Origin of the sequence: Herbidospora mongoliensis (assembly GCF_001570545.1) — a bacterium.
Classification (GTDB): Bacteria; Actinomycetota; Actinomycetes; order Streptosporangiales; family Streptosporangiaceae; genus Herbidospora; species Herbidospora mongoliensis.
Window position 1 is genome coordinate 202,119 of record NZ_BBXD01000010.1, and the last position, 21,311, is coordinate 223,429.

Genomic DNA, 21,311 nt, shown 5'->3' on the forward strand with positions numbered 1-21,311 from the left:
CTCGACATCCGCTCGGGCCAACCGGGACACTGGAAGGTCACAGCCGTAATCCGCACGAGGTGTTCGATGAGCCGTCGCCGCCCCGGACGACCGTCCCTTTTCTGGGAGTCGGTCGCCGTCGTGATCATCAAGCCGCTCTCCACGCTACTGGTGAGGCACGACTGGCGCCGGACCGACCGTGTCCCCCGCACGGGCGGTGTCATCATCGTGACCAACCACCTGTCGCTGACCGACCCGGTGCTGCTCGGCCACTTCCTCTGGGCCGCCGGGCGCTGGCCGGTCGTGCTGGCCAAGTCGGGCCTGTTCAAGGTCCCGGTCCTGGGCCGGGTGCTCGTCGCACTGCGCGCCATCCCCGTCTACCGGGGGCGCTCCGACGCCAACAACTCCCTGGCCGACGCCGAGGAACGGCTGGCCGAGGGCGGCTGCATCCTCTTCTATCCCGAGGGCACCATCACCCGCGATCCCGGCCTGTGGCCGATGGCCGGCAAGACCGGCGCGGCCCGCCTGGCCCTGGCGACCGGCGTCCCGGTGGTCCCGATCGCCCACTGGGGGGCGCAGGAACTGCTGCCGTACGGAGAGAGGAAACCTCGCCTGTTCCCCCGCAAGACCTTCACGGTGATCGCCGGTGAACCGGTCGACCTGTCGGGGTTCGCCGACCGCCCGGCCGAGGCGACGGCGGAGATCATGCGGGCCCTCACGCTGCTGCTCGCCGAGCTGCGAGGCGTGAAGGCGCCTGACATCTAACTAGCGCGTACGGTGAGTTCCATGACCAAGGCTGCCGTTTTCGGTTCCGGTTCGTGGGGCACGATGTTCGCGCTCATCCTCGCCGAGGCGGGCACGGAGACCACGCTGTGGGGCCGTCGGCCCGAGCTCATCGAGGCGATCGACGAGCGCCACGAGAACCCCGACTACCTGCCCGGACTCCGGCTGCCCGACCTGCTGCGCGCGACCACCGACCCGGCCGAGGCGATGGACGGCGCCGACTACGTCGTGTTGGCCGTGCCGTCGCAGACGCTCCGCGAGAACCTGGCGAAGTGGCGGCCCTGGCTGCCGCCCCAGGCGGTCTTGGTGAGTTTGATGAAGGGCATCGAGCTGTCCACCACCAAGCGCATGAGCGAGGTCATCGCCGAGGTCGGCGAGGTGCCGCCGGAGCGCATCGCGGTCGTGTCGGGGCCGAACCTGGTGGGGGAGCTGGCCAAGCGCCAGCCGGGGTCGACGGTCGTGGCGTGTCCGGACGAATCGGTGGCCGCCCGGTTGCAGGAGGCGATCCACCTGCCCTGGTTCCGGACGTACACCAACAGCGACGTGATCGGGGTCGAGGTCGGCGGCGCGGTCAAGAACGTCATCGCGCTCGCGGTCGGGGTGTCGGCCGGCATGGGCCTGGGTGACAACATGGCCGCGACCCTGATGACCAGGGGCCTGGCCGAGATCTCCCGGCTGGGCGTGGTGCTGGGCGCCGACCAGCACACCTTCGCCGGGCTCGCCGGCATGGGCGACCTCATCGCGACATGCACCTCTCCGCTGTCCAGGAACCGCACCTTCGGTGAGAACCTCGGGCGCGGCATGACCCTGGAAGAGGTCATCTCGGTGACCAAGCAGACCGCCGAGGGGGTCAAGTCGTGCGAGTCGGTGCTGGAACTGGCCAGGAAGCACGACATCGAGATGCCCATCACCGAGGTGGTCGTCGGCGTGGTGCACGACGGGATGACCCCCGGCGAGGCCGCGATGCTGCTGATGTCCCGCACTCCAAAGCCCGAGCGCTACGTGTAGGCACCCGACGCGTTGGGCTCTTTGCCCCGAGCTCGGACCTGACGAGGCGTTTTTCCGACCTCGACAGGATAGATTCGGACCTCATGAACCGGATTCGAGTCGCCGTCGTGTTCGGCGGACGCAACTCCGAGCACGCGGTGTCACTGATGGGCGCCGGGAGTGTCCTGTCGGTGATCGATAGAGATAGATACGACGTCGTGCCGATCGGCATCGCGACCGACGGCCGGTGGGTCATCGCGGCCGACACCCAGAGCTACGCCATCGAAGACGGCGCCCTCCCGGTCGTCGACACCAGCGGATCGGCCCTGGCCATCCCGCCGGGTGACGGTTCCCTGGTCGTGCTCGACGCCGGAGACATCCCGCGCTCGATCGGCGCGGTCGACGTGGTCTTCCCGGTCATGCACGGCCCCTTCGCCGAAGACGGCACCATCCAGGGACTGCTGGAGATGGCCGGGGTCCGCTACGTCGGCTCCGGGGTCCTCGCGAGTGCCGTTGGTATGGACAAGGCGTACATGAAGGCGGTCCTGAAATCGGCCGGGCTGCCGGTGGGGCCGTATGTCGTGGTGGCCGACCGGGCCTGGCGCACCGACCGCCACCGGGTGCTCAAGGAGATCGAGGAGCTCGGCTGGCCGGTGTTCGTGAAGCCCGCGCGGGCCGGGTCGTCGCAGGGCATCTCCAAGGCCTCCTCGCCCGAGGAGCTGGAGACGGCGATCGAGTTCGCCCGCGAGCACGACCCGAAGGTCCTGGTCGAGGCGGCCATCGCCGGTCGCGAGATCGAGTGTGCCGTGCTTCAGGGGCTGGGCGACGAACCTGCGGCGGCGAGCGTGCCGGGTGAGGTGCTGGTCACCGGCGGGCAGGAGTTCTTCGACTTCGAGGCGAAGTACTACCCCGACCAGATGGCCCTGAAGGTGCCCACCGACCTGCCCGACGAGGTCTCGGAAGAGCTCAGGGCCATGGCGGTGCGCGCTTACGACTCGCTCGGTTGCGAGGGGTTGTCGCGGGTGGACTTCTTCTACACACCCGACGGTGAGCTGGTCCTGAACGAGATCAACACGATGCCCGGATTCACGTCACTCTCGGTGGCGCCCCAGCTGTGGGCGGCGACGGGGCTGACCTACCCGGAACTCGTCGACCGGCTGATCCAGCTCGCGCTCCAGCGCCCGCTCGGACTGCGCTAGGGAATCGTCGCCTTGATCGGTTCGGCGAGATCGACCAGGACGCTGCCCGGCTGATGGTTCGCGGAGATCGTCACCTCGACGTAGGCCTCCCTGTTCACCGCGGTGAACAGGGTGGGCAGCTGGGGATCGGCGAACCAGCCGACCCCGTTGACGTCGCTCACCTCTGCGGTCGGTTCCATCGCGGCCGGGCGGCTCACGCCGCAGCGCAACGCGATCTCTCCGGGCCCCCACACGGCGGTGTAGGGGGACACCGGATCGGTCTCGGCGCGCTCCAGCCCCTCGATGGTGGCCGGAAGCTTCGCCGTCAGTGCCTGGCAGGCGGTCGCGGCGGCCCCTTCAGGGGCGGGCGGGTCGAGGGCGACCACTTGGGAACACCCCGCCGCCAGCATCGCCACCACGATCAACGAGCCAGGCTTCATATGTGGACGATAGGGCAGGTCAGCGTGCGGGTGATCCCTCTTACGGACTGGATCTGGGCGACCACGAGCTTGCCCAGTTCGTCGACGTTCCTGGCCTCGGCCCGGACGATCACGTCGTAGGGCCCGGTCACGTCTTCGGCCTGGGTGACCCCTTGGATCTTCGCGATGGTTTCGGCCACCGCAGCGGCCTTGCCGACCTCGGTCTGGATAAGGATGTAGGCCTGCACCATCAGGTCCTCCCGGGATTGATCACCACCGAAAGGTCAAGGTACCCCGAACACCAGGAGGTGTGACATCACAGTCGGAGAACTCGGCGAATTCGGTGTTGTTGGCCGGATAACGGGGCGTCTGCCCCAAGGCGCGACAGTCCTCCTCGGCCCTGGAGACGACGCCGCGATTCTGCGCGCGCCGGACGGCAGGGTCGTCGTCACGACGGACATGCTCCTTGAGGGTAGACACTTTCGCCGCGATTGGTCCAGTCCGTACGAGATCGGTCGAAAAGCCGCAGCTCAGAATCTTTCCGACATTTCTGCCATGGGGGCGGTGGGGACAGGGCTTTTCGTGGGCCTGGGCATACCCGCTGACCTGTCCGTGACCTGGCTCGACTCCCTGATCGACGGCCTGCGTGACGAGTGCGCCGTCGTCGGGGCCAGCCTGGCCGGCGGAGACGTGACGCGGTCCGATTCCGTGGTCCTGGGCGTCACGGCTCTGGGAGATCTTCAGGGCCGCGCGCCCGTCACCCGGTCGGGGGCCCGGCCCGGTGACGTGGTGGCCGTGGCGGGGCCTCTGGGGCGGTCGGAGGCCGGGTTGCGGCTCCTCTTGGCGGAATTGTCGGGTTTTGACGAATTGGTGGACGCGCACCGGCGACCCCGCCCGCCGTACCCTGAGGGGCCCCGCGCGGCTCTCCTGGGCGCGACGGCGATGCTCGACGTCAGCGACGGCCTGCTGCAGGATCTCGGTCACATCGCCAAGGCCAGCGGGGTGGCGCTCGTCCTCAATCCCTTCGAGGTGCCCGAAGATCTCGCGGCGGCGGCCAAGGCGCTCGGGGCCGACCCTGTCGACTGGATGCTCACCGGGGGTGAGGATCACGGACTCGCGGCGACCTTCCCATCGGGCGTTCTCCTGCCGCCCGAGTGGCGGATTGTAGGAAATGTGGCCGAAGGGGATGGAGTACAGGCCGGAGGGCGGGAGAATGTGCGCGGGGGTTGGGATCACTTTCGAGGATGATGGGAACTTTGTGACAGCGGCAGCGTGACCTGTTATGAAGGTTGCCGGGTGCAGATCAGGAAGGACCAGGAATGGGGCGCCACCGGGCCGGACGTACGGCCACGACCCCGGTCAAGAAAACCACGGTTCCCAAGCCGACGGTCGAGGAGACCGGCGGCTCACCGACAGGTCCGGCATCGGCCGCGCCGGTTCCGAACCCGAGTGATCCGTTGCCCTCAGGTCCCCTCGCCGCCCCCGTCCAAGCTCCGGCCGGACCGGCGACCGACCCGCAGGGCAGCCCTTCCACGGGACCGTTGCAGCGTTACGGCGGGCCCGCTCCGATCCTTCCGCTGACCTCCTCTTCCGCGGGCCTGGGTCGCGCTTCGACAGGCGCCTTCGCGGCTCCCGGCAGGCAGTCGGCCGATCCGCAGGGCGGCCCTTCAACCGGCCCCTTCACGGGACCGATGCAGAATCCTGGCGGGCCCTCGACCGGGCCGATCGCTGATCCTCCGGCGGCCCCGGCTCCGGCTGTTCCTTCGACCGGCGCGTTCGCGGCGCAGGTTCCCGGCAGGCCGGTGAGCGTAGTCCCCGCGCCCGGGTCGTCGCACATTCCTTCGACGGGTGCGTTCGTGGCTCCCGTCGGGCCGGCGGATTCTCCGGCGGGTCCGGGTCGTGGTGGTCCGTCGACCGGTCCGTTCACCGGTCCGGTCCCGGTCGCCCGTCCTGTGCCCGATCCACTGGCGGGTCCAGGCGTGGGTGATGCCGCGACCGGTCCGATCACGGGACCGGTTCCCGCTGGTCTGATGGCCGATCCCGGGAGCGATCCTGCCGGGCCTCGGGGCCGGCGGTCCGGCGGGCCGTCCACTGGCCCGGGTGGGACCGAACCTCTGGCGGCGCAGGCTCCCGATGATCGGGCGACCGGGCCGATCACGGCTCCGGTCCGGTTCGCCCGTGAACCCGCCGCCGATCCGGCGGCGGTCGCGCCGGGCACCGCGCAGCTCACCTATCGGTGGCCCGACGGCGAGGGGGAGGCCGTCACCGGTGAGACGCCCGCCACCGAGACGCCCGAGCCCGGCACGCCCCGGCCCGGACGGCGGCGTAGGACCAAGCAGGCGAGCACCCTGGCCCGGTCGCGGCGGATGGCCGTGATCTCCGGGGTCGCGGTCGTCGCCGCGGTCTGCCTGACCGTGGCGGGCATCCGGCTGACCTCCGGCGGGACCGAGCTCGTCGTCGTGCCGACGCCCAGTGAGGTGTCGGCGCCGCCGCCCTCGCCGACGCCGCAGAAGGCCTCGCCGAGCCCCACGCCCAAGGTCTCCGAGTCGGCGCAGGCCACCTCGCGGCCGCACCCGCAGCCGGTGGTCACCAAGCCCAAGCCGAGCCCCAAGCCCAAACCGACCACGCCCACGCCCGAGCCGCCTCCTGTCGAGGTCGACCTCGACACCGGGCCGACCCAGCCGGGGCTCGGGTTCGATCCGGGGCGGTAACTGATTGGATGTCGGCATGACCCCACCGCGCGTGCTGACGATCGCGGGCTCCGATTCCGGCGGTGGCGCCGGGATCCAGGCCGACCTGAAGACGATGCTGGCCAACGGCGTCCACGGCATGAGTGTGCTGGCCGCCGTGACGGCGCAGAACTCGCTGGGCGTGCAGGGCTACTGGGAGCTGCCGCCCGAGGCGGTGCGGGCCCAGCTCGACTCGGTGCTCTCCGACATCGGCGTCGACGCGGTGAAGACCGGCATGCTGGCCTCGCCCGTGCTGGTCGAGACGGTCGCCGGGGTGCTCGCGGCGGTCGACGCGCCGATCGTGGTCGATCCGGTCGGGGTGTCCAAGCACGGTGATCCCCTGCTGGAGCCGGCCGCGGTCGACGTGCTCAAGGCCCGGCTGCTGCCGCTGGCCACCGTCGTGACCCCCAACCTGTGGGAGGTCGAGCAGCTCACCGGCGTGAAGGTCGAGGCCGAGGAGCAGATGATGGCGGCGGCCGAGGCCGTTCTCGCGCTCGGGCCGAAGTGGGCGCTGATCAAGGGCGGCCACCTGCCGGGCGAGCCGGTCGACCTGCTGACCGACGGCGAGACCGAATATCGCTACGGCGCCGAACGCCACGGCAACCGTCACACCCACGGCACCGGCTGCACCCTCGCCTCGGCCATCGCCTCGCACCTCGCCCACGGCGAGTCGGTGCCCGACGCGGTCAGGCTGGCCAAGGAATACGTGACCGGCGCCATCGCCAACGGCTTCGCGCTCGGGGCGGGCATCGGCCCGGTCGACCACGCCTGGCAGTGGCGGCCCCTCGACGTCGTGCAGTAATAAGACGTACCGGAGAAACACGAAAAGGCCCGTCCCCGGAGGGCGGGCCTTTTTCGATGGGTCTAGCGGGTGACCTTCCCGGCCTTGATGCAGGAGGTGCACACGTTCAGCCGCTTCGGCGTCCCGTTGACCGTCGCGCGCACGGTCTGGATGTTGGGCTTCCAGTTACGGCGGGTTCGGCGGTGCGAGTGGGAGACGTTGTTGCCGAAAATCGGCTTCTTAGCGCAGACGTCGCAGACGGAAGCCACGGTCATCGCTCCTTCAAAGAATCAGAGAGCCCGGGTCACCACGGGCAGAAAGGCCAGGCCGAACGGCTGGCCATATGAGGATAGCTGATGTCGGCCAATGCATGTTAAACGAAGGGATCACCCATGCTGGACGTGCTCGACACGCAGGCGCTCCGGGACTGGGCGCGCCGCTCGGCCGACGCGCTCGGCGCGGCCAGGGGCGACATCGACGCGCTGAACGTCTTCCCGATCCCCGACGGCGACACGGGTACGAACATGCACCTCACGCTCCTCGCGGCGGCCGACGCCCTGGACGAGCTGCCCCCGGACGCCGACCGGGAGGCGGCGTGGCGGGCCTTCGCCCACGGCGCGCTCCTGGGGGCGCGCGGGAACTCGGGGGTGATCGTCAGCCAGGCGCTGCGCGGGCTGGCGGAAGTCCTCCGCGGCGCCGACGACCTGAGGAAGGGCCTGACCAGAGCGGCCGAACTCGCCAGGGCGGCGGTGTCCCGGCCGGTCGAGGGGACCGTCCTGAGCGTGCTGACCACGGCCGCCTCGGCGGTGCGGGACCTGCCGGGGGACCTGTCCGTGATCGCCGCGCGGGCGGCCGAGGAGGCGCGGAAGGCGCTGGGGAAGACCACCGGCCAGCTGGAGGTGCTGGCCAGGAACGGGGTCGTCGACGCGGGCGCGGCCGGGCTGGTGATCATCCTTGAAACGCTGGTGGACGTCGTCACGGGCGTCCACAGCCGGCACGAGGTGCCCACCCCCGCCCGGCCGGTGGTCCGCGAGGTGGACGACTCCCAGGGCTACGAGGTCATGTATCTGCTCGACGCCCCCTCCGTCGACACGCTCCGGGCGGAACTCGACGCCCTGGGCGACTCGCTGGTGATCGTGGGCGGGGACGGGCTCTGGAATGTGCACGTCCACGTCGCCGACGCCGGGGCGGCCGTCGAAGCGGGGCTGGCCGCCGGACGGCCCCATCGCATCCGGGTCACCTATCTCGGCGGCCGGGGGCACGTCAGCGGTGGGCGCGGGGTCGTCGCGGTCGCCGCCGGCGAGGGGCTGGGCGCGCTGTTCCGGCAGGCCGGGGCCGTGGTGGTCACCCGGGAACCGGGGTCGTCGCCGCCGCTGGCGGCCGTGCTGGCGGCGATCAGGGAGGCGGGGTCGGAGGTGGCGGTGCTGCCCAACGACGGCGGGACCCGGGCCGTCGCGGCGGCCGCCGCCGAGATCGCCCGTGAGGAGGGCATGGCGGTCAGCGTGCTGCCGACGCTGGCGTCCGTCCAGGGGCTGGCGGCTCTGGCGGTGCACGACGCCGCCCGGCGGTTCGACGACGACGTGCTGGCGATGGCCGAGGCCGCCGCGCACACCCGGCACGGGCATGTCTGGGTCGCCAACCGGGAGGCGTTCACCTCGGCGGGGGTGTGCCGGCCGGGAGACGTCCTCGGGGTCGTGGACGGGGACGTCTCCCTCATCGGCGCGGATCTCGTCACGGTCGCGGGAGAGGTCGCACGGCGGCTGATGTCCGCATCGAGTGAGCTGGTCACGCTGGTCACCGGCGGCGAGACGGGGGAGGGGCTGGCGGTGGCCGTACAGGAGGAACTGGCGGCGGCGCGGCCGGACGTCGAGGTCGTCACCTATGCGGGTGGGCAGGGCGGATATCCGCTGCTCATCGGTGTCGAGTGAAATCTGTCGCCCCGGCGCGGTAGAACTGGTTGTCGTGACCAGGTTCGACGAGCCGTTGAAGCGGGTGGTCGGCGACAAGACCGCCACTCCTCTTGAGAGTGCCCTCGGCGTCGCCACCGTGGGTGAGCTGCTGCGCCACTACCCGCGGCGTTACGCCGAGCGGGGTGAGCTGACCTCGATCGCCTCGCTGGAGAACGACGAGATCGCCACCGTCCGGGGCCGCGTGTCGGCGGTGCAGCGGCGGCCGATGAAGAACCGGCAGGGCACCTGGCTCGATGTCGAGGTCACCGACGGCAAAGACCGAATCCACCTGGCCTTCTTCGGCAAGGGCGCGTTCGTGGCCGAGCAGCGGCTGCCGCCGGGCACCGAGGCGACCTTCTCCGGCAAGGTCAACATCTTCGTCTCCCCGAAGGGCGCGAAACGGCGCTCGCTCACCCACCCCGACTACGTCACCGACGACGAGGAGACCAGCGAGGAGTTCGCCACCGCGCCGGTGCCGATCTACCCGTCGGCGCAGAGCCTGGCGAGCTGGAAGATCGGGCGCGCGGTCCGGCTGATCCTCGACACCCTGTCGCTCGACGACCCTCTCCCGTCCGATCTGCGGGCACGTCACTCGCTGATCGGCCTGGCCGAGGCGCTGACGCTGATCCACCGGCCGCGTGACCAGGGCGACATCGCCCGCGCGCGCAGCCGCCTCAAGTTCGACGAGGCGTTCACCCTCCAGGCCGTCCTGGCCCGCCGCCGCATGGCCGCCGACGCGCTGCCCGCCCGGCCCCGGCCCGGCTGCGCCGACGGCCTGCTCGACGGCTTCGACGGGCGGCTGCCCTTCGAGCTCACCGAGGGCCAGCGGACCGTGGGTCGGGAGATCGCCGCCGACCTCGGACGCGACCATCCGATGCACCGGCTGCTCCAGGGCGAGGTGGGCGCCGGCAAGACCGTGGTGGCCCTGCGCGCGATGCTCCAGGTCGCCGACTCCGGCGGCCAGGCCGCGCTCCTGGCTCCCACCGAGGTCCTGGCCCAGCAGCACCACCGCTCGATCTCCGCGATGCTCGGCGACCTGGCGGGGGGCGGCATGTTCGGCGGCACGTCCGTGGCCTTGCTGACTGGCTCGATGGGGACCGCCGCACGGCGGCAGAACCTGCTCGACGCGGCGTCCGGCGCGGCCGGGATCGTGGTCGGCACCCACGCGCTGCTGCAGGACAAGGTCCAGTTCGCCGACCTGGGGCTGGTCGTGGTCGACGAGCAGCACCGGTTCGGGGTCGAGCAGCGCGACGCGCTGCGGGAGAAGTCCGTGTCCGGGCGTCCCCACGTGCTGGTGATGACGGCGACCCCGATTCCCCGCACGGTCGCCATGACGGTGTTCGGCGACCTGGAGGTCTCGACGCTGTCCCAGCTCCCCTCGGGCCGCGCGCCGATCACCACCCACGTCGTGCCCGCCGCCGAGAAGCCCCACTACCTGGAGCGCACGTGGGAGCGGGTGCGCGAGGAGGTCGGGCTGGGCCGGCAGGCCTACATCGTCTGTCCCCGCATCGGCGACCTGGAGGGCGACGAGGGCGACCTGACCAAAGACGCCGACGAGCGGCGCCCCCCGCTGGCGGTCCTCGAAGTGGCCGAGATGCTGGCCTCGGGGCCGCTGGCGGGCCTGCGGGTCGAGGTCCTGCACGGCAAGCTCCCGCCTGAGGAGAAAGACGCGATCATGCGCTCCTTCACGCGGGGCGAGATTGACGTCATGGTGGCCACGACGGTCATCGAGGTGGGTGTCGACGTGCCGAACTCGTCCGTGATGATCATCATGGACGCCGACCGCTTCGGCGTCTCCCAGCTCCACCAGCTGCGCGGCCGGGTCGGGCGAGGCGGCCTGCCGGGCCTGTGCCTGCTGGTCAGCGAGACCATGCCGGGCGCTCCCGCGCGCGAGCGCCTCGACGCGGTGGCGAGCACCCTCGACGGGTTCGAGCTCTCGCGTGTCGACCTGGAGCAGCGGCGTGAGGGCGACGTGCTGGGCGCGGCGCAGTCGGGGCGGAAGTCGTCGCTCCGCATGCTTCAGCTTCTGCGTGACGAGGATGTCATCGCGGCGGCCCGCGAAGAGGCCCAGAACCTGCTGACGCGCGATCCGGATCTGGCCGACCACCCGGCCCTGAAGGCGGAACTCGACGCGCTGGCGGCGGGCGAACGCGCCGAATACCTGGAGAAGACCTAGGCTCCTCGCCGCCTACGAGCGCCGATCACGCGGGTGGACGCCACTCGCCGCACTTGGGCCTGGATCAGCATCTGCCGGTCGCGGATGGGTCGGTTCGGCTGCGCGTGGGTGGCGACACTTTCCACAGCTGGTCGTTCGGGATCCGTGACGACGAGGTGGCCTGGTTCGAGTGCGCCGGCTGGCTGTGGCCGGGGTGATGGGGGCCCGGTTCTCGGTCGCGCTGCCGTCGTTTCGGCGTGGCGCGGGAGCGGGGGGCGGGGCCCGGGCAGGCGGAGCCGTAACGGAAGAAAGAGTTTTGAAGGCAGTTGCCGCTGGGGCGGTTGGTTGCGAATTGGAAGAGATACGGGAGCGATCCGTGCCGGGGGCTGCCGTGCGGAGGGCCCTGGGTCATATGAATGACCCAGGGCCCAGCCATGGGACGGCCTCCCCCCGAATGCCGTCCCCGGCTGGGCCCACCCTCGGGTCAGGTGCCGAGGGCGCCGGCGTGCGGAAGGGCTCACGATCACGCCGGCCGGCCTTCCCCTGGGTCACCTTGAAGGCCGCAAACTCATAGTGCAGGGCCGCCGCCGTGAACGGAACGAGCCTGGCCGTTCCTTCGCCAGGCATTACCGATCTTTTCCATTCGGCGATCCGGCCTCCGGGGTCCGGGAGAATGGTCGAGTGACTCGCGTAATCGCCGGAACCGCCGGTGGCAGGCGGATCGAGGTCCCGTCAGGCAAGGGAACCCGGCCCACCAGCGACCGCGCCCGTGAGGGCATCTTCTCCACCGTGCTGTCGCTCGCCGGCGTGCCGGAGCGGGTGGCCGACCTCTATGCCGGGTCGGGCGCCATCGGGCTGGAATCGCTCAGCCGGGGTTCGAGCCACGCGCTGCTCGTCGAGTCCGACGCCAAGGCGCTCCGAACGATCAAGGCCAACGTCGCGTCGCTCAACCTCGAGGGAGCGGTCGTGCTGGCTGATCGGGTCGAGCGGCTGGCCGCCCGCCCGTGTGATGGCGAGCCCTACGACTTCGTCTTCGCCGATCCGCCCTACGTGGTCTCCGACGACGTGGTCGAGAAGATGCTGGTCAACCTCAGGGCGAACGGATGGCTGGCCGACGGGGCGCTCGTGGCGGTCGAACGCGAGACCAGAGGGAACGATCTGCGATGGCCCCCCGGTTTCGAGGAGGCCAGGGCCCGTCGTTACGGTGAAGCGACCGTTTGGTACGGTCACGCCAACCAGGGCGATTGAGGGGGTTGTTGTGCGCAGGGTCGTCTGCCCCGGATCTTTCGATCCCGTGACGAATGGCCACCTGGACATCATCGGCCGCACGTCACGTCTGTACGACGAGGTCGTCGTCGCGGTGTTGATCAACATCGAGAAGAAGAGTCTGTTCACCGTCGAGGAACGCATTGACATGCTCCAGGCGGTGACCAAGGAATACGGCAACGTCCGGGTCGAGAAGTTCCACGGCCTTCTGGTCGACTTCGCCCGCCAGCAGGGCATCCCGACGATCGTCAAGGGCCTGCGCGCGGTCAGCGACTTCGACTACGAGCTCCAGATGGCGCAGCTCAACTACCGCATGTCGGGGGTCGAGACGCTGTTCATGTCGACCAACCCCGAATATTCGTTCTTGTCGTCCAGCAGGCTGAAGGAGATCGCCCGCTACGGCGGAGACGTCTCGGGCCTGGTGCCCGACCTCGTCCTCGAGCTGCTGACGGAGCGCTTGCGCGGCTGAGCTCACCGGTCAGGCTGGTATTCTTGCGTTTCGGCCTTGCACGACGGCGTTCATTCGCCATGCCTAAGAGACCAGGATGAAAGTGCACACCCTCAACCCTCGCGCTCCATGGGTTATCGCGACCCATGAACTCGGGCGCCGCCCGGGTTTGATGCGCACGATGAAACCCGTTCTCCCGGCTCCGGCGGATGTCGCGGTCGGCTTGATCGGTGTCCCCAAAGACGCCGACGTCGAGCTGGATCTCCGGCTCGAAGCAGTGATGGAAGGCGTGCTCGTCACGGGCACGGCACGAGCGCCTCTCACGGGAGAGTGCTCGCGCTGCCTGGAACCCCTGTCCTCGAACATTGAGGTCGAATTCCAGGAACTCTTCTTCTACACGGCGGAAGACGCCGCCGAGGACGACCAGATCCTCGACGGCGATCTCTTGGATCTTGAGCCGACATTCCGTGACGCGGCGGTGCTCGCACTGCCGCTGAGTCCGGTGTGCAGCGATGACTGCGCCGGTCTCTGCACGGAGTGCGGAGTCAGGCTGGCCGATGCCGGTCCCGACCACCGCCATGAGACGCTCGATCCCCGCTGGTCATCACTGCGGGGCCTGGTTTCCAACAACGACGAAGACGATCAGGAGGCCTGACGTGGCCGTTCCCAAGAGGAAGATGTCGCGGGCCAACACGCGCGCCCGCAGGTCCCAGTGGAAGACCAGCGCTGTCGCGCTCGTGAGCTGCCCGCAGTGCCGCTCCCCCAAGCGCCCCCACATGGCTTGCGGCGAGTGCGGCACCTACAACCGCCGCCAGGTCATCGAGCCCAACGCCTGACCCGGCGCGATTTTCACCGCCGACCGGGATCGTCAAACGACCCCGGTCGGCGTTATTTTCTTTGAGGCAGATCACGGTCGGCCTTCGGCCGTCCGCGTCCTGCTGCTCCACAGACGCGTCATACAGGCGCGGCTTCACTGCGTGCGGCGGCGGTGGTGCCCGCGGTCGTGGTGGACGCCGGGTTCAACCCGGCGTCCACCACGCCTTCGGGGCTTCGCCAGAAGTTCACTCCTGCCACCGTGCCGGCTGTCAGCCATGCACGAGGAGGAAGTTCATGAACGGTAAGCCCGTCGCCGTCGAGTCCGTCCGGGACGAGCTGGAGGGTGTCCTCAAGGTCCGGCTCACGCTCGCGATCCTGGAACGCGCCCTGACCCACCGCTCCTACGCGTACGAGAACGGCGGCCTGCCCACCAACGAGCGCCTGGAGTTCCTCGGCGACTCGGTGCTGGGTCTCGTGGTCACCGACACGCTCTACCGCGAGCACCCCGACCTGCCCGAGGGCCAGCTGGCCAAGCTGCGGGCCGCCGTGGTCAACATGCGGGCACTCGCCGACGTCGCGCGGTCGCTCGGCATGGGCCGCTACCTGCGGCTGGGCCGGGGCGAAGAGGGCACCGGCGGGCGCGACAAGTCGTCGATCCTGGCCGACACGCTGGAGGCCCTGATCGGCACGGTCTACGTCGACAAGGGTCTCGACGAGGCGTTCCGGGTCGTGCACACGCTGTTCGACCCGCTGATCAAGCGGTCGGCCTCGCTGGGCGCCGGGCTCGACTGGAAGACCTCGCTGCAGGAGCTGACCGCCTCCGAGGTGCTCGGCGTGCCCGAATACCACGTCGAGGAATCGGGCCCCGACCACGCGAAGTCGTTCGTGGCGACCGTCCGCGTCGGCGGCCAGGACTACGGCACCGGCGCGGGCCGGTCGAAGAAGGAGGCCGAGCAGCAGGCCGCCGAGGCCGCCTGGACGGCCATCCGCGCCATGCGCGACGCCCGTGAGGCCGCTGCCGCCGCGGCGGGACAGGCCACCGTCTGATGGGCGCCGTCTGATGCCTGAGCTTCCGGAGGTCGAGGTCGTCCGCCACGGCCTCGACGTCTGGGTCTCCGGCCGGACGATCGAGTCGGCCGAGGTGCTCCACCCGAGGGCGGTCCGCCGGCAGGAGGGCGTGCTGCCCGACCAGCTCAAGGGCCGCCGCGTCGAGTCGGCCGACCGGCGCGGCAAATATCTGTGGCTGCCCCTCGACGACGGCGCCGCCCTGATGGCCCATCTCGGCATGAGCGGCCAGATGCTGATGCTTCCCAAGGGCGCGCCCGACGAGAAGCATCTCCGGGTCCGGGTGACCTTCGCCGACGACGGGCCCGAGATGCGCTTCGTCGATCAGCGGACGTTCGGTCACCTGATGGTCACCCCGCTCGGAATCAGCGGCGGCCGTACGGTCCCCGAACCGATCGTCCACATCGCGCCCGACCCTCTTGAAGAGGCTTTCGATGAGAAGGCGTTCACTGCGGCCCTCAAAAAACGCCAGACCGGGATAAAGCGGGCGATTCTTGACCAGAGCCTGATCAGCGGTGTGGGAAACATCTACGCCGACGAGGCTCTCTGGCGGGCGAAACTGCACTGGGCCCGCGCCACCGAGACCCTGACCGCCCCGAAGATCTCCGAACTCCTTGCCGCCGCCCGTGCCGTCATGACCGAGGCGCTCGGCCAGGGGGGTACATCGTTCGACAGCCTGTATGTGAACGTGAACGGCGAGTCCGGCTACTTCGACCGATCACTCAGCGTGTACGGCCGACGCGACGAACCCTGCCCGAGGTGTGGCACGCCGATCCGGAGAGACGCCTTCATGAACCGCAGCAGCTACTCCTGCCCCACGTGTCAGCCGCGCCCGAGGAACGGGCGATGGTGAGGCTCACCGCGTGGGTGCGCGGAGGGGTGCAGGGCGTGGGTTTCCGCTGGTGGACGCGGGCGCGGGCGCTGGAACTCGGGCTCACAGGCTGGGCGCTGAACCTGACCGACGGTCGCGTGGAGGTTGTGGCCGAGGGGTCCAGGGAGGCCTGTGAGCGGCTCCTGGAGCGCCTGAGAAGCCCTGACACGCCCGGGAATGTCTTAGGAGTGTCTGAGCGCTGGTCGGACGTCAAGGGCGGTTTGGTGGGCTTCGTGGAGCGGTAGCCCTTCCCCTAAACCGCCCAAATGAGGTATATTTACATGTCGACAGTGTCCAACGGCTGATCCTTACGAGGCGTTCAACTTGACCGACTTCGCAGCCGGTGCGACTCTTGTAGAAGAACCACGCGCACCCCTCCCGCGGCTTGAAGTGCGCGAACCAGTCTGGTCACTCAGCGTGGAGGACCCTTAACCATGGCTAAGGCTCTACTCGGCCACGTCGGCGGTCCTGATCCTCGAATGGTCTCGGAAATGCGTCGCCTCCAGCAGCGCATCCGTGATCTGGAGGCAGAACTCACCCGACTCCAGGAACAGAACGAGGCCCTAGCGGCACAAACTCGTGATGAAGACCTGGCACGGCTGCAGGATCGCGAGCCGGCTCTCACCTGAGAGACCGGGTTTACGGAACACCAATTGCAAGGGGCGCCTCGTTGGGGCGTCCCTCGTCATTTCTGTTCCCTGACGGTAGTTCCGGGACGCAAGCGGTAGTCTTCCCCGGTACTGTTCGCGCAGGGAGGGGCCCTTGAGGTGTACCTGAAGACCCTCACCCTGCGCGGCTTCAAGTCTTTCGCGTCCGCGACGAAGCTGCAGTTCGAGCCCGGGATCACCTGTGTGGTCGGGCCCAACGGCTCGGGCAAGTCCAACGTCGTCGACGCCCTCGCCTGGGTCATGGGCGAGCACAGCGCCAAGTCGCTGCGCGGCGGCAAGATGGAAGACGTGATCTTCGCGGGCACCTCGTCCCGCCCGCCCCTCGGCCGTGCCGAGGTGACGCTGACGATCGACAACACCGACGGTGCGCTGCCGATCGACTACGCCGAGGTGACGATCAGCCGCCTCATGTTCCGCTCGGGCCAGAGCGAATACGCCATCAACGGCGACACCTGCCGCCTGCTCGACATCCAGGAACTCCTCTCCGACTCCGGCATCGGCCGTGAGATGCACGTCATCGTCGGCCAGGGCCAGCTCGACCAGGTCCTGCACGCCGGTCCCGAGGAGCGCAGGGCGTTCATCGAGGAGGCCGCCGGGGTCCTCAAGCACCGCAAGCGCAAGGAGAAGGCGCTCCGCAAGCTCGACGCGATGCAGGCCAACCTCACGCGCGTCCAGGACCTCGCGACCGAGCTCCGGCGCCAGCTCAAGCCGCTGGGCCGCCAGGCCGAGATCGCCCGCAAGGCCGCCGTCATCCAGGCCGACCTGCGCGACGCCCGCCTGCGGCTGCTGGCCGACGACGTGGTGACCCTGCGGGACACCCTGAACCGTGAGGCGGCCGACGAGGCCGCCGTCCAGACGAGGCGGTCCCACGTCGAGCGGGAGCTCGCCGAGTCGCAGGAACGCGAGGCCGCGCTGGAGAACGCCGCGGCCGAGGCGCAGCCACGGTTGACTGTCGCCCAGGAGACCTTTTACGCGCTTTCCGCGATCAGGGAGCGCCTGCGGTCGGTGGAGAACCTCGCCGCGGAGCGGGAGCGCCACGCGACCGACGCGGCGGCGATCGAGCGGCGGGGGCGCGACCCCGAGGAGTTCGAGCGCGAGGCCGCCGAGATCCGCGAGAAGGAACGGGTGCTTCAGGAGGCCCTCGACGAGGCCCAGATGCGCCTGGAGGCCGCCGTCGAGGCGCGCGGCGAGGCCGAAGAGGCGTTGACCGGCGAGGAGCGACGGCTGTCGATCGCGGCCCGTGCCGCCGCCGACCGCCGTGAGGCCCTCGCGCGGCTGCGTGGGCAGGCCGACTCTGCGCGGGGCCGGGTGCGCGCCGCCGACGACGAGATCGGCCGTCTGGAGGCCGCCGTCCGGCAGGCCCGCGAACGCGCCGTCCAGGCACAGGGCGACCTTGAGGCCCAGGCCGCCGCCGAACCCGCCACCGATCCCGAGGTGGTCGCCGAGCTGGCCCTCGCAGAAGAGGGCGTCGAGCTCGCCCGCGCCCAGGTCGAGGCGGCCCGCGAGGTCGCGGAAGAGGCCAAGGCCGCCGTCGACGAGGCCCGCGCCGCGCTGGCGGGCCCCCGCGCGGCCCTGGCCGCCGCGTCGTCGGGGGTCTCCAGCGCCCGCACCTCCGATCAGGACGCCCAGAAGGCCGTCACCGCCCTCCAGGCCCGCCGGGAGGCGCTCGAACTCAGCCTGGCCGGAGGCGCCGACGGCACCGCCCTGCTGGCCGAGGGCGGCCACGCGCCGCTCGCCGCGGTGATGAGCGTCCGCCAGGGTGCCGAGACCGCCATCGCGGCCGTGCTGGGCCCGCTGGCCGAGTCGGTCACCGTGGGGTCCTTCGACGCCGCACTCGACGCCGTGGAGCTGCTCAGGGCCAAGGAGACCGGCCGGACCTCCCTGGTCATCGGCGACGCGGCGGCGGTCCCCAGGCCGGAGGGCTCGTTCGAATGGGCCGCCGATCTGGTCGAGGTCCCCGCGGCCCTGCGGCCCGCTCTTGATCATTTGCTGTACGCCGTCGTCGTCGCCCCCGACCTCGAAGCCGCCCGGAAGATCGTCGAAGCCCGCCCCGACCTGAGGGCCGTCACCCGCGACGGCGACCTCCTCGGCGCGTTCACCGCCCAGGGCGGTTCGGGCGGCGGCTCGATCCTCCAGGTCCGCGCCGCGCTCGACCAGGCCACCCGCGACCTCGACCTCGCCCGGGAGGCGGGGGAGGAGACCGCGCTCGCCCTGGAGGAGGCCTTTTCCGGCGAGGAGGCGGCGCAGGAGGCACTGGAGACGGCCCAGGGAGTCGTGGCCGAGGCGCAGGCCCAGCAGGCCGCCACCCAGAACGGCGTCAACGCCGCCCGCTCCGGCCTCGACCAGGCGCAGGCGGCCCTCGACCGGGCCCGGGGCCGCCAGCGCGCCGCCGACCAGCGCCTCGCCGACGCGGCCAAGCAGCTCGCCCGGCTGGAGGCCAACGTCAAGGCCGCCCTCGACGAGGCCGAACGCGGTCAGGCCTCGGTCGCCTTCGCCGAGGAGGGGCGCGAGCTGGCCCGCGAAGAGGCCCTCACCTTCGAAGAACGCCTCGCCGAGGCCGAGTTCGCCGCCGAACTGGAGTCCGAGCCCACCACCGAAGAGCGCGACCGGCTGTCCGCCACGGTCGGCGTCACCCGCCAGACCGAGATGGAGGCCCGCCTGACGGTCCGCACCGCCGAGGAACGCGTGCGGGGCATCGCCGGCCGGGCCGACAGCCTCATGCGCGCCGCCCAGCGCGAACGCGACGACCGCGCCCAGGCCGCCGCCCAGCGGGCCCGCCGCCGCCGCCAGGCCGTGGTCGCCGCGAGCGTCGTGACCGCGGCGAGGGTGGCCCTGCACTCGCTGGAGGCCTCGATCATGCGGGCCGCCGCCGAGCGCGACGAGCTGACGGTCGCCCGGGAGTCGATCGACACCGAGCTGAAGATCGTCCGGGTGCGGGTCCGTGAACTGGGGACGGAGCTCGACAAACTGGTCAACCGGGCCCACGGCAGCGAGATGGCCCGCACCGAGCAGCGCATGAGGCTGGAACAGCTCGAAGAGCGCGCTCTGGAGGAGTACGGCGTCGAACTCGAGGCGCTGGGCGCCGAATACGGCCCGAAGACGCTCGTGCCGGGAGATCCTCCCGTTCCCTACGTCCGGGAGGAGCAGGAGAAGCGGGCCCGCGCGGCCGACAAGCTGATGCAGCAGCTCGGCAAGGTCAACCCGCTGGCCCTGGAAGAGTTCGCCGCCCTGGAGGAGCGCCACACGTTCCTCACCTCGCAGCTCGAAGACCTCAAGAAGACCCGCCGTGACCTGCTCCTGGTCGTGAAAGAGGTCGACGACCGGGTCGAGCAGGTGTTCTCGGCGGCCTACGAAGACGTCCAGCGCGAGTTCACGACGATCTTCGAACGCGTCTTCCCCGGCGGCGAGGGCCGCCTGCTGCTGACCGACCCGACCGACATGCTGACCACCGGCGTCGAGGTCGAGGCCCGCCCGCCGGGCAAGAAGGTCAAGCGCCTGTCGCTGCTGTCGGGCGGCGAGAGGTCGCTGACGGCGGTGGCGTTCCTGGTCGCGATCTTCAAGGCCCGCCCGTCGCCCTTCTACGTGATGGACGAGGTCGAGGCCGCCCTCGACGACACCAACACCCAGCGCCTGCTGACCCTGTTCGAGGAGCTGCGGCAGAGTTCCCAGCTCATCGTCATCACCCACCAGAAGCGCACGATGGAAATCGCCGACGCGCTCTACGGCGTGTCGATGCGCGGCGACGGCGTGACCCAGGTCGTCAGCCAGCGGCTACGCGAACACGCCTGACCCCCCGCCTGCCGCGCCGGCGTCTGGACTGACGGAGCGCCGGGAGCGCAGCGACCAGAGCGGAGGAGGGAAGATGCCGGACAAGAGCGGCAGGCGCGCCGTGCCGGAGGCGCGGCCGAAGACAGAGCTCTGCAAGACTGACGTTTTGTGGATGGGTACATCGGCATCATCGCGATCATCATCGTCGTCCTTCTCCTGGGCGTAGGCACCACCGCCCTGCTGGTCAGGCCTCGGTCGAAGACGACCCTGCCGCCGCCTGCCCCGACCCCCCAGGCGCCCGCGCCGCCGGTCGAGGAGGAAGAGGCGGGGGCCGTCGACACGCTCGCGCCGCCGGCCGCCCCGGCCGAGGAGCTGGTCAAGGCTCCCGAGGTCGAGGTCCCGCCGCCGTCCGCCGGGCGCATGGTCCGGCTGCGGGCCCGGCTGGCCCGGTCGCAGACGACTCTGGGCCGGGGGCTGCTCGAACTGCTGTCCCGCGACCGGCTCGACGACGACGTCTGGGACGAGATCGAGGAGCTCCTGATCACCGCCGACGTCGGCGTCGCGCCGACGCGCGCCATGGTCGAAGACCTGAAGACCAAGGTGAAGGTCCTCGGCAGCCGCAGCCCCACCGAGGTCCGGGCCCTGCTCCGCGCGGAGCTGCTCAACCAGATCGACCCCGGCCTCGACCGGACCCTCCACACCAGCGCCCCCGGCGAGCGGCCCGCGGTCGTCCTCGTCGTCGGCGTGAACGGCACCGGCAAGACCACCACCACCGGCAAGCTGGCCCGGTCGTTGATCGGCGACGGCAAGACCGTGGTGCTCGGCGCGGCCGACACCTTCCGCGCGGCCGCGGCCGACCAGCTGCAGACGTGGGGCGACCGGGTCGGGGCTCCCGTCGTCCGGGGTCCCGAGGCCGGCGACCCGGCTTCGGTCGCGTTCGACGCGGTGGCGCGGGGGATCGCCGACAAGGTCGACGTGGTGATCGTCGACACCGCCGGGCGGCTCCACACCAAGACCGGTCTGATGGACGAACTGGGCAAGGTCAAGCGGGTCATCGAGAAGAAGGCCCTGGTCGACGAGGTGCTCCTGGTGCTCGACGCGACGACCGGGCAGAACGGGATGCGCCAGGCGCAGGTGTTCGGCGAGGTGGTCAACATCACCGGCATCGCGCTGACCAAGCTCGACGGCACGGCCAAGGGCGGCATCGTGATCTCGGTCCAGCGGGAGCTGGGCGTGCCGGTCAAGCTGGTCGGCCTCGGCGAGGGTCCCGACGACCTGGCGCCGTTCGACCCCGAGGTCTTCGTGGACGCCCTCCTGGGCGACTAGCCCGACGACACGGCTGATCGGCGATCAGGGAGCGCGACTCGGCGCGGCCGGTTGGCGCCGGATACGGCGGGTTCCGGGGGCGGCGGGCGGTGCCGGGGTGGGCGGAGCCGTAACGGAAGAAAA

At 70.5% G+C, this 21,311-nt stretch carries 21 protein-coding genes; 18 read left to right on the top strand and 3 right to left on the bottom strand.

The features are described 5' to 3' along the window. The first annotated feature begins 66 nt into the window (after positions 1–66). From AW272_RS09735 to AW272_RS09745, 3 genes are all read left to right on the top strand, one after another. The gene (locus AW272_RS09735; protein WP_066362882.1) at positions 67–744 is read left to right on the top strand and encodes a lysophospholipid acyltransferase family protein; all 678 of its coding nucleotides are present in this window, start codon (positions 67–69) and stop codon (positions 742–744) included. Between the two features lie 21 nt (positions 745–765). Then, positions 766–1,770: an NAD(P)H-dependent glycerol-3-phosphate dehydrogenase gene (locus AW272_RS09740; protein WP_066362884.1), complete on the top strand. Its 1,005-nt coding sequence runs from the start codon at positions 766–768 to the stop codon at positions 1,768–1,770. Between the two features lie 83 nt (positions 1,771–1,853). Beyond that, positions 1,854–2,948: a D-alanine--D-alanine ligase family protein gene (locus tag AW272_RS09745; protein ID WP_066362886.1), complete on the top strand. Its 1,095-nt coding sequence runs from the start codon at positions 1,854–1,856 to the stop codon at positions 2,946–2,948. On the opposite strand, the gene AW272_RS09750 is transcribed toward AW272_RS09745, so the two are convergent. Together AW272_RS09750 and AW272_RS09755 are read right to left on the bottom strand one after the other, a co-directional pair. Continuing rightward, on the bottom strand, positions 2,945–3,367 hold the full coding sequence (locus AW272_RS09750) for a DUF3515 domain-containing protein (protein ID WP_066362887.1): 423 nt from the start codon (positions 3,365–3,367) through the stop codon (positions 2,945–2,947). The two genes, AW272_RS09745 and AW272_RS09750, sit on opposite strands and share 4 nt — an antisense overlap. Beyond that, positions 3,364–3,597: an Lrp/AsnC family transcriptional regulator gene (locus AW272_RS09755; protein WP_066362888.1), complete on the bottom strand. Its 234-nt coding sequence runs from the start codon at positions 3,595–3,597 to the stop codon at positions 3,364–3,366. Before AW272_RS09755 ends, AW272_RS09750 begins: the two co-directional genes overlap by 4 nt. 64 nt (positions 3,598–3,661) lie before the next feature. On the opposite strand from AW272_RS09755, the gene AW272_RS09760 reads away from it, so the two are divergent. From AW272_RS09760 to thiD, 3 genes are all read left to right on the top strand, one after another. After that, positions 3,662–4,594: a thiamine-phosphate kinase gene (locus AW272_RS09760; RefSeq protein WP_066362889.1), complete on the top strand. Its 933-nt coding sequence runs from the start codon at positions 3,662–3,664 to the stop codon at positions 4,592–4,594. A 782-nt stretch (positions 4,595–5,376) separates the two neighbouring features. Beyond that, complete coding sequence (locus tag AW272_RS09765) at positions 5,377–6,057, top strand: hypothetical protein (protein WP_066362891.1); 681 nt, start codon at positions 5,377–5,379, stop codon at positions 6,055–6,057. Between the two features lie 16 nt (positions 6,058–6,073). Next, complete coding sequence (gene thiD / locus AW272_RS09770) at positions 6,074–6,877, top strand: bifunctional hydroxymethylpyrimidine kinase/phosphomethylpyrimidine kinase (RefSeq protein WP_066362893.1); 804 nt, start codon at positions 6,074–6,076, stop codon at positions 6,875–6,877. 62 nt (positions 6,878–6,939) lie between these two features. On the opposite strand, the gene rpmB is transcribed toward thiD, so the two are convergent. Beyond that, positions 6,940–7,125 (bottom strand): 50S ribosomal protein L28, encoded by a 186-nt coding sequence (gene rpmB, locus AW272_RS09775; RefSeq protein WP_030456605.1) that lies wholly within the window; start codon positions 7,123–7,125, stop codon positions 6,940–6,942. A gap of 123 nt (positions 7,126–7,248) precedes the next feature. On the opposite strand from rpmB, the gene AW272_RS09780 reads away from it, so the two are divergent. The 12 genes from AW272_RS09780 (at position 7,249) to ftsY (ending at position 21,188) form a co-directional block, all read left to right on the top strand. Further along, entirely contained in the window at positions 7,249–8,784 is a 1,536-nt protein-coding gene (locus AW272_RS09780; RefSeq protein ID WP_066362895.1) for a DAK2 domain-containing protein, read from the top strand. 34 nt (positions 8,785–8,818) lie between these two features. Further along, the gene (gene recG, locus AW272_RS09785; protein WP_066362896.1) at positions 8,819–10,981 is read left to right on the top strand and encodes an ATP-dependent DNA helicase RecG; all 2,163 of its coding nucleotides are present in this window, start codon (positions 8,819–8,821) and stop codon (positions 10,979–10,981) included. Between the two features lie 660 nt (positions 10,982–11,641). After that, entirely contained in the window at positions 11,642–12,208 is a 567-nt protein-coding gene (gene rsmD, locus AW272_RS09790) for a 16S rRNA (guanine(966)-N(2))-methyltransferase RsmD (RefSeq protein WP_066362897.1), read from the top strand. A gap of 10 nt (positions 12,209–12,218) precedes the next feature. Then, positions 12,219–12,695, top strand: coding sequence for a pantetheine-phosphate adenylyltransferase (coaD, locus tag AW272_RS09795; protein WP_066362898.1), 477 nt, complete (start codon positions 12,219–12,221; stop codon positions 12,693–12,695). 76 nt (positions 12,696–12,771) lie between these two features. Next, on the top strand, positions 12,772–13,329 hold the full coding sequence (locus AW272_RS09800) for a YceD family protein (RefSeq protein ID WP_066362900.1): 558 nt from the start codon (positions 12,772–12,774) through the stop codon (positions 13,327–13,329). A 1-nt stretch (position 13,330) separates the two neighbouring features. Further along, a complete protein-coding gene (gene rpmF / locus AW272_RS09805) occupies positions 13,331–13,510 on the top strand; it encodes a 50S ribosomal protein L32 (protein WP_030456611.1) in 180 nt (59 codons plus the stop codon). Between the two features lie 274 nt (positions 13,511–13,784). Then, on the top strand, positions 13,785–14,537 hold the full coding sequence (rnc, locus tag AW272_RS09810) for a ribonuclease III (RefSeq protein ID WP_066362902.1): 753 nt from the start codon (positions 13,785–13,787) through the stop codon (positions 14,535–14,537). Positions 14,538–14,550: 13 nt separating this feature from the next. After that, positions 14,551–15,408, top strand: coding sequence for a bifunctional DNA-formamidopyrimidine glycosylase/DNA-(apurinic or apyrimidinic site) lyase (gene mutM, locus AW272_RS09815; RefSeq protein ID WP_066362909.1), 858 nt, complete (start codon positions 14,551–14,553; stop codon positions 15,406–15,408). Beyond that, positions 15,402–15,671 (top strand): acylphosphatase, encoded by a 270-nt coding sequence (locus tag AW272_RS09820; protein ID WP_066362910.1) that lies wholly within the window; start codon positions 15,402–15,404, stop codon positions 15,669–15,671. Before mutM ends, AW272_RS09820 begins: the two co-directional genes overlap by 7 nt. 189 nt (positions 15,672–15,860) lie before the next feature. Next, complete coding sequence (locus tag AW272_RS44895; protein WP_061297041.1) at positions 15,861–16,055, top strand: hypothetical protein; 195 nt, start codon at positions 15,861–15,863, stop codon at positions 16,053–16,055. Between the two features lie 138 nt (positions 16,056–16,193). After that, the gene (locus tag AW272_RS09825; RefSeq protein ID WP_066362911.1) at positions 16,194–19,883 is read left to right on the top strand and encodes an AAA family ATPase; all 3,690 of its coding nucleotides are present in this window, start codon (positions 16,194–16,196) and stop codon (positions 19,881–19,883) included. 147 nt (positions 19,884–20,030) lie between these two features. Continuing rightward, positions 20,031–21,188, top strand: coding sequence for a signal recognition particle-docking protein FtsY (ftsY, locus tag AW272_RS09830; protein ID WP_066362912.1), 1,158 nt, complete (start codon positions 20,031–20,033; stop codon positions 21,186–21,188). Positions 21,189–21,311 lie beyond the last annotated feature (123 nt).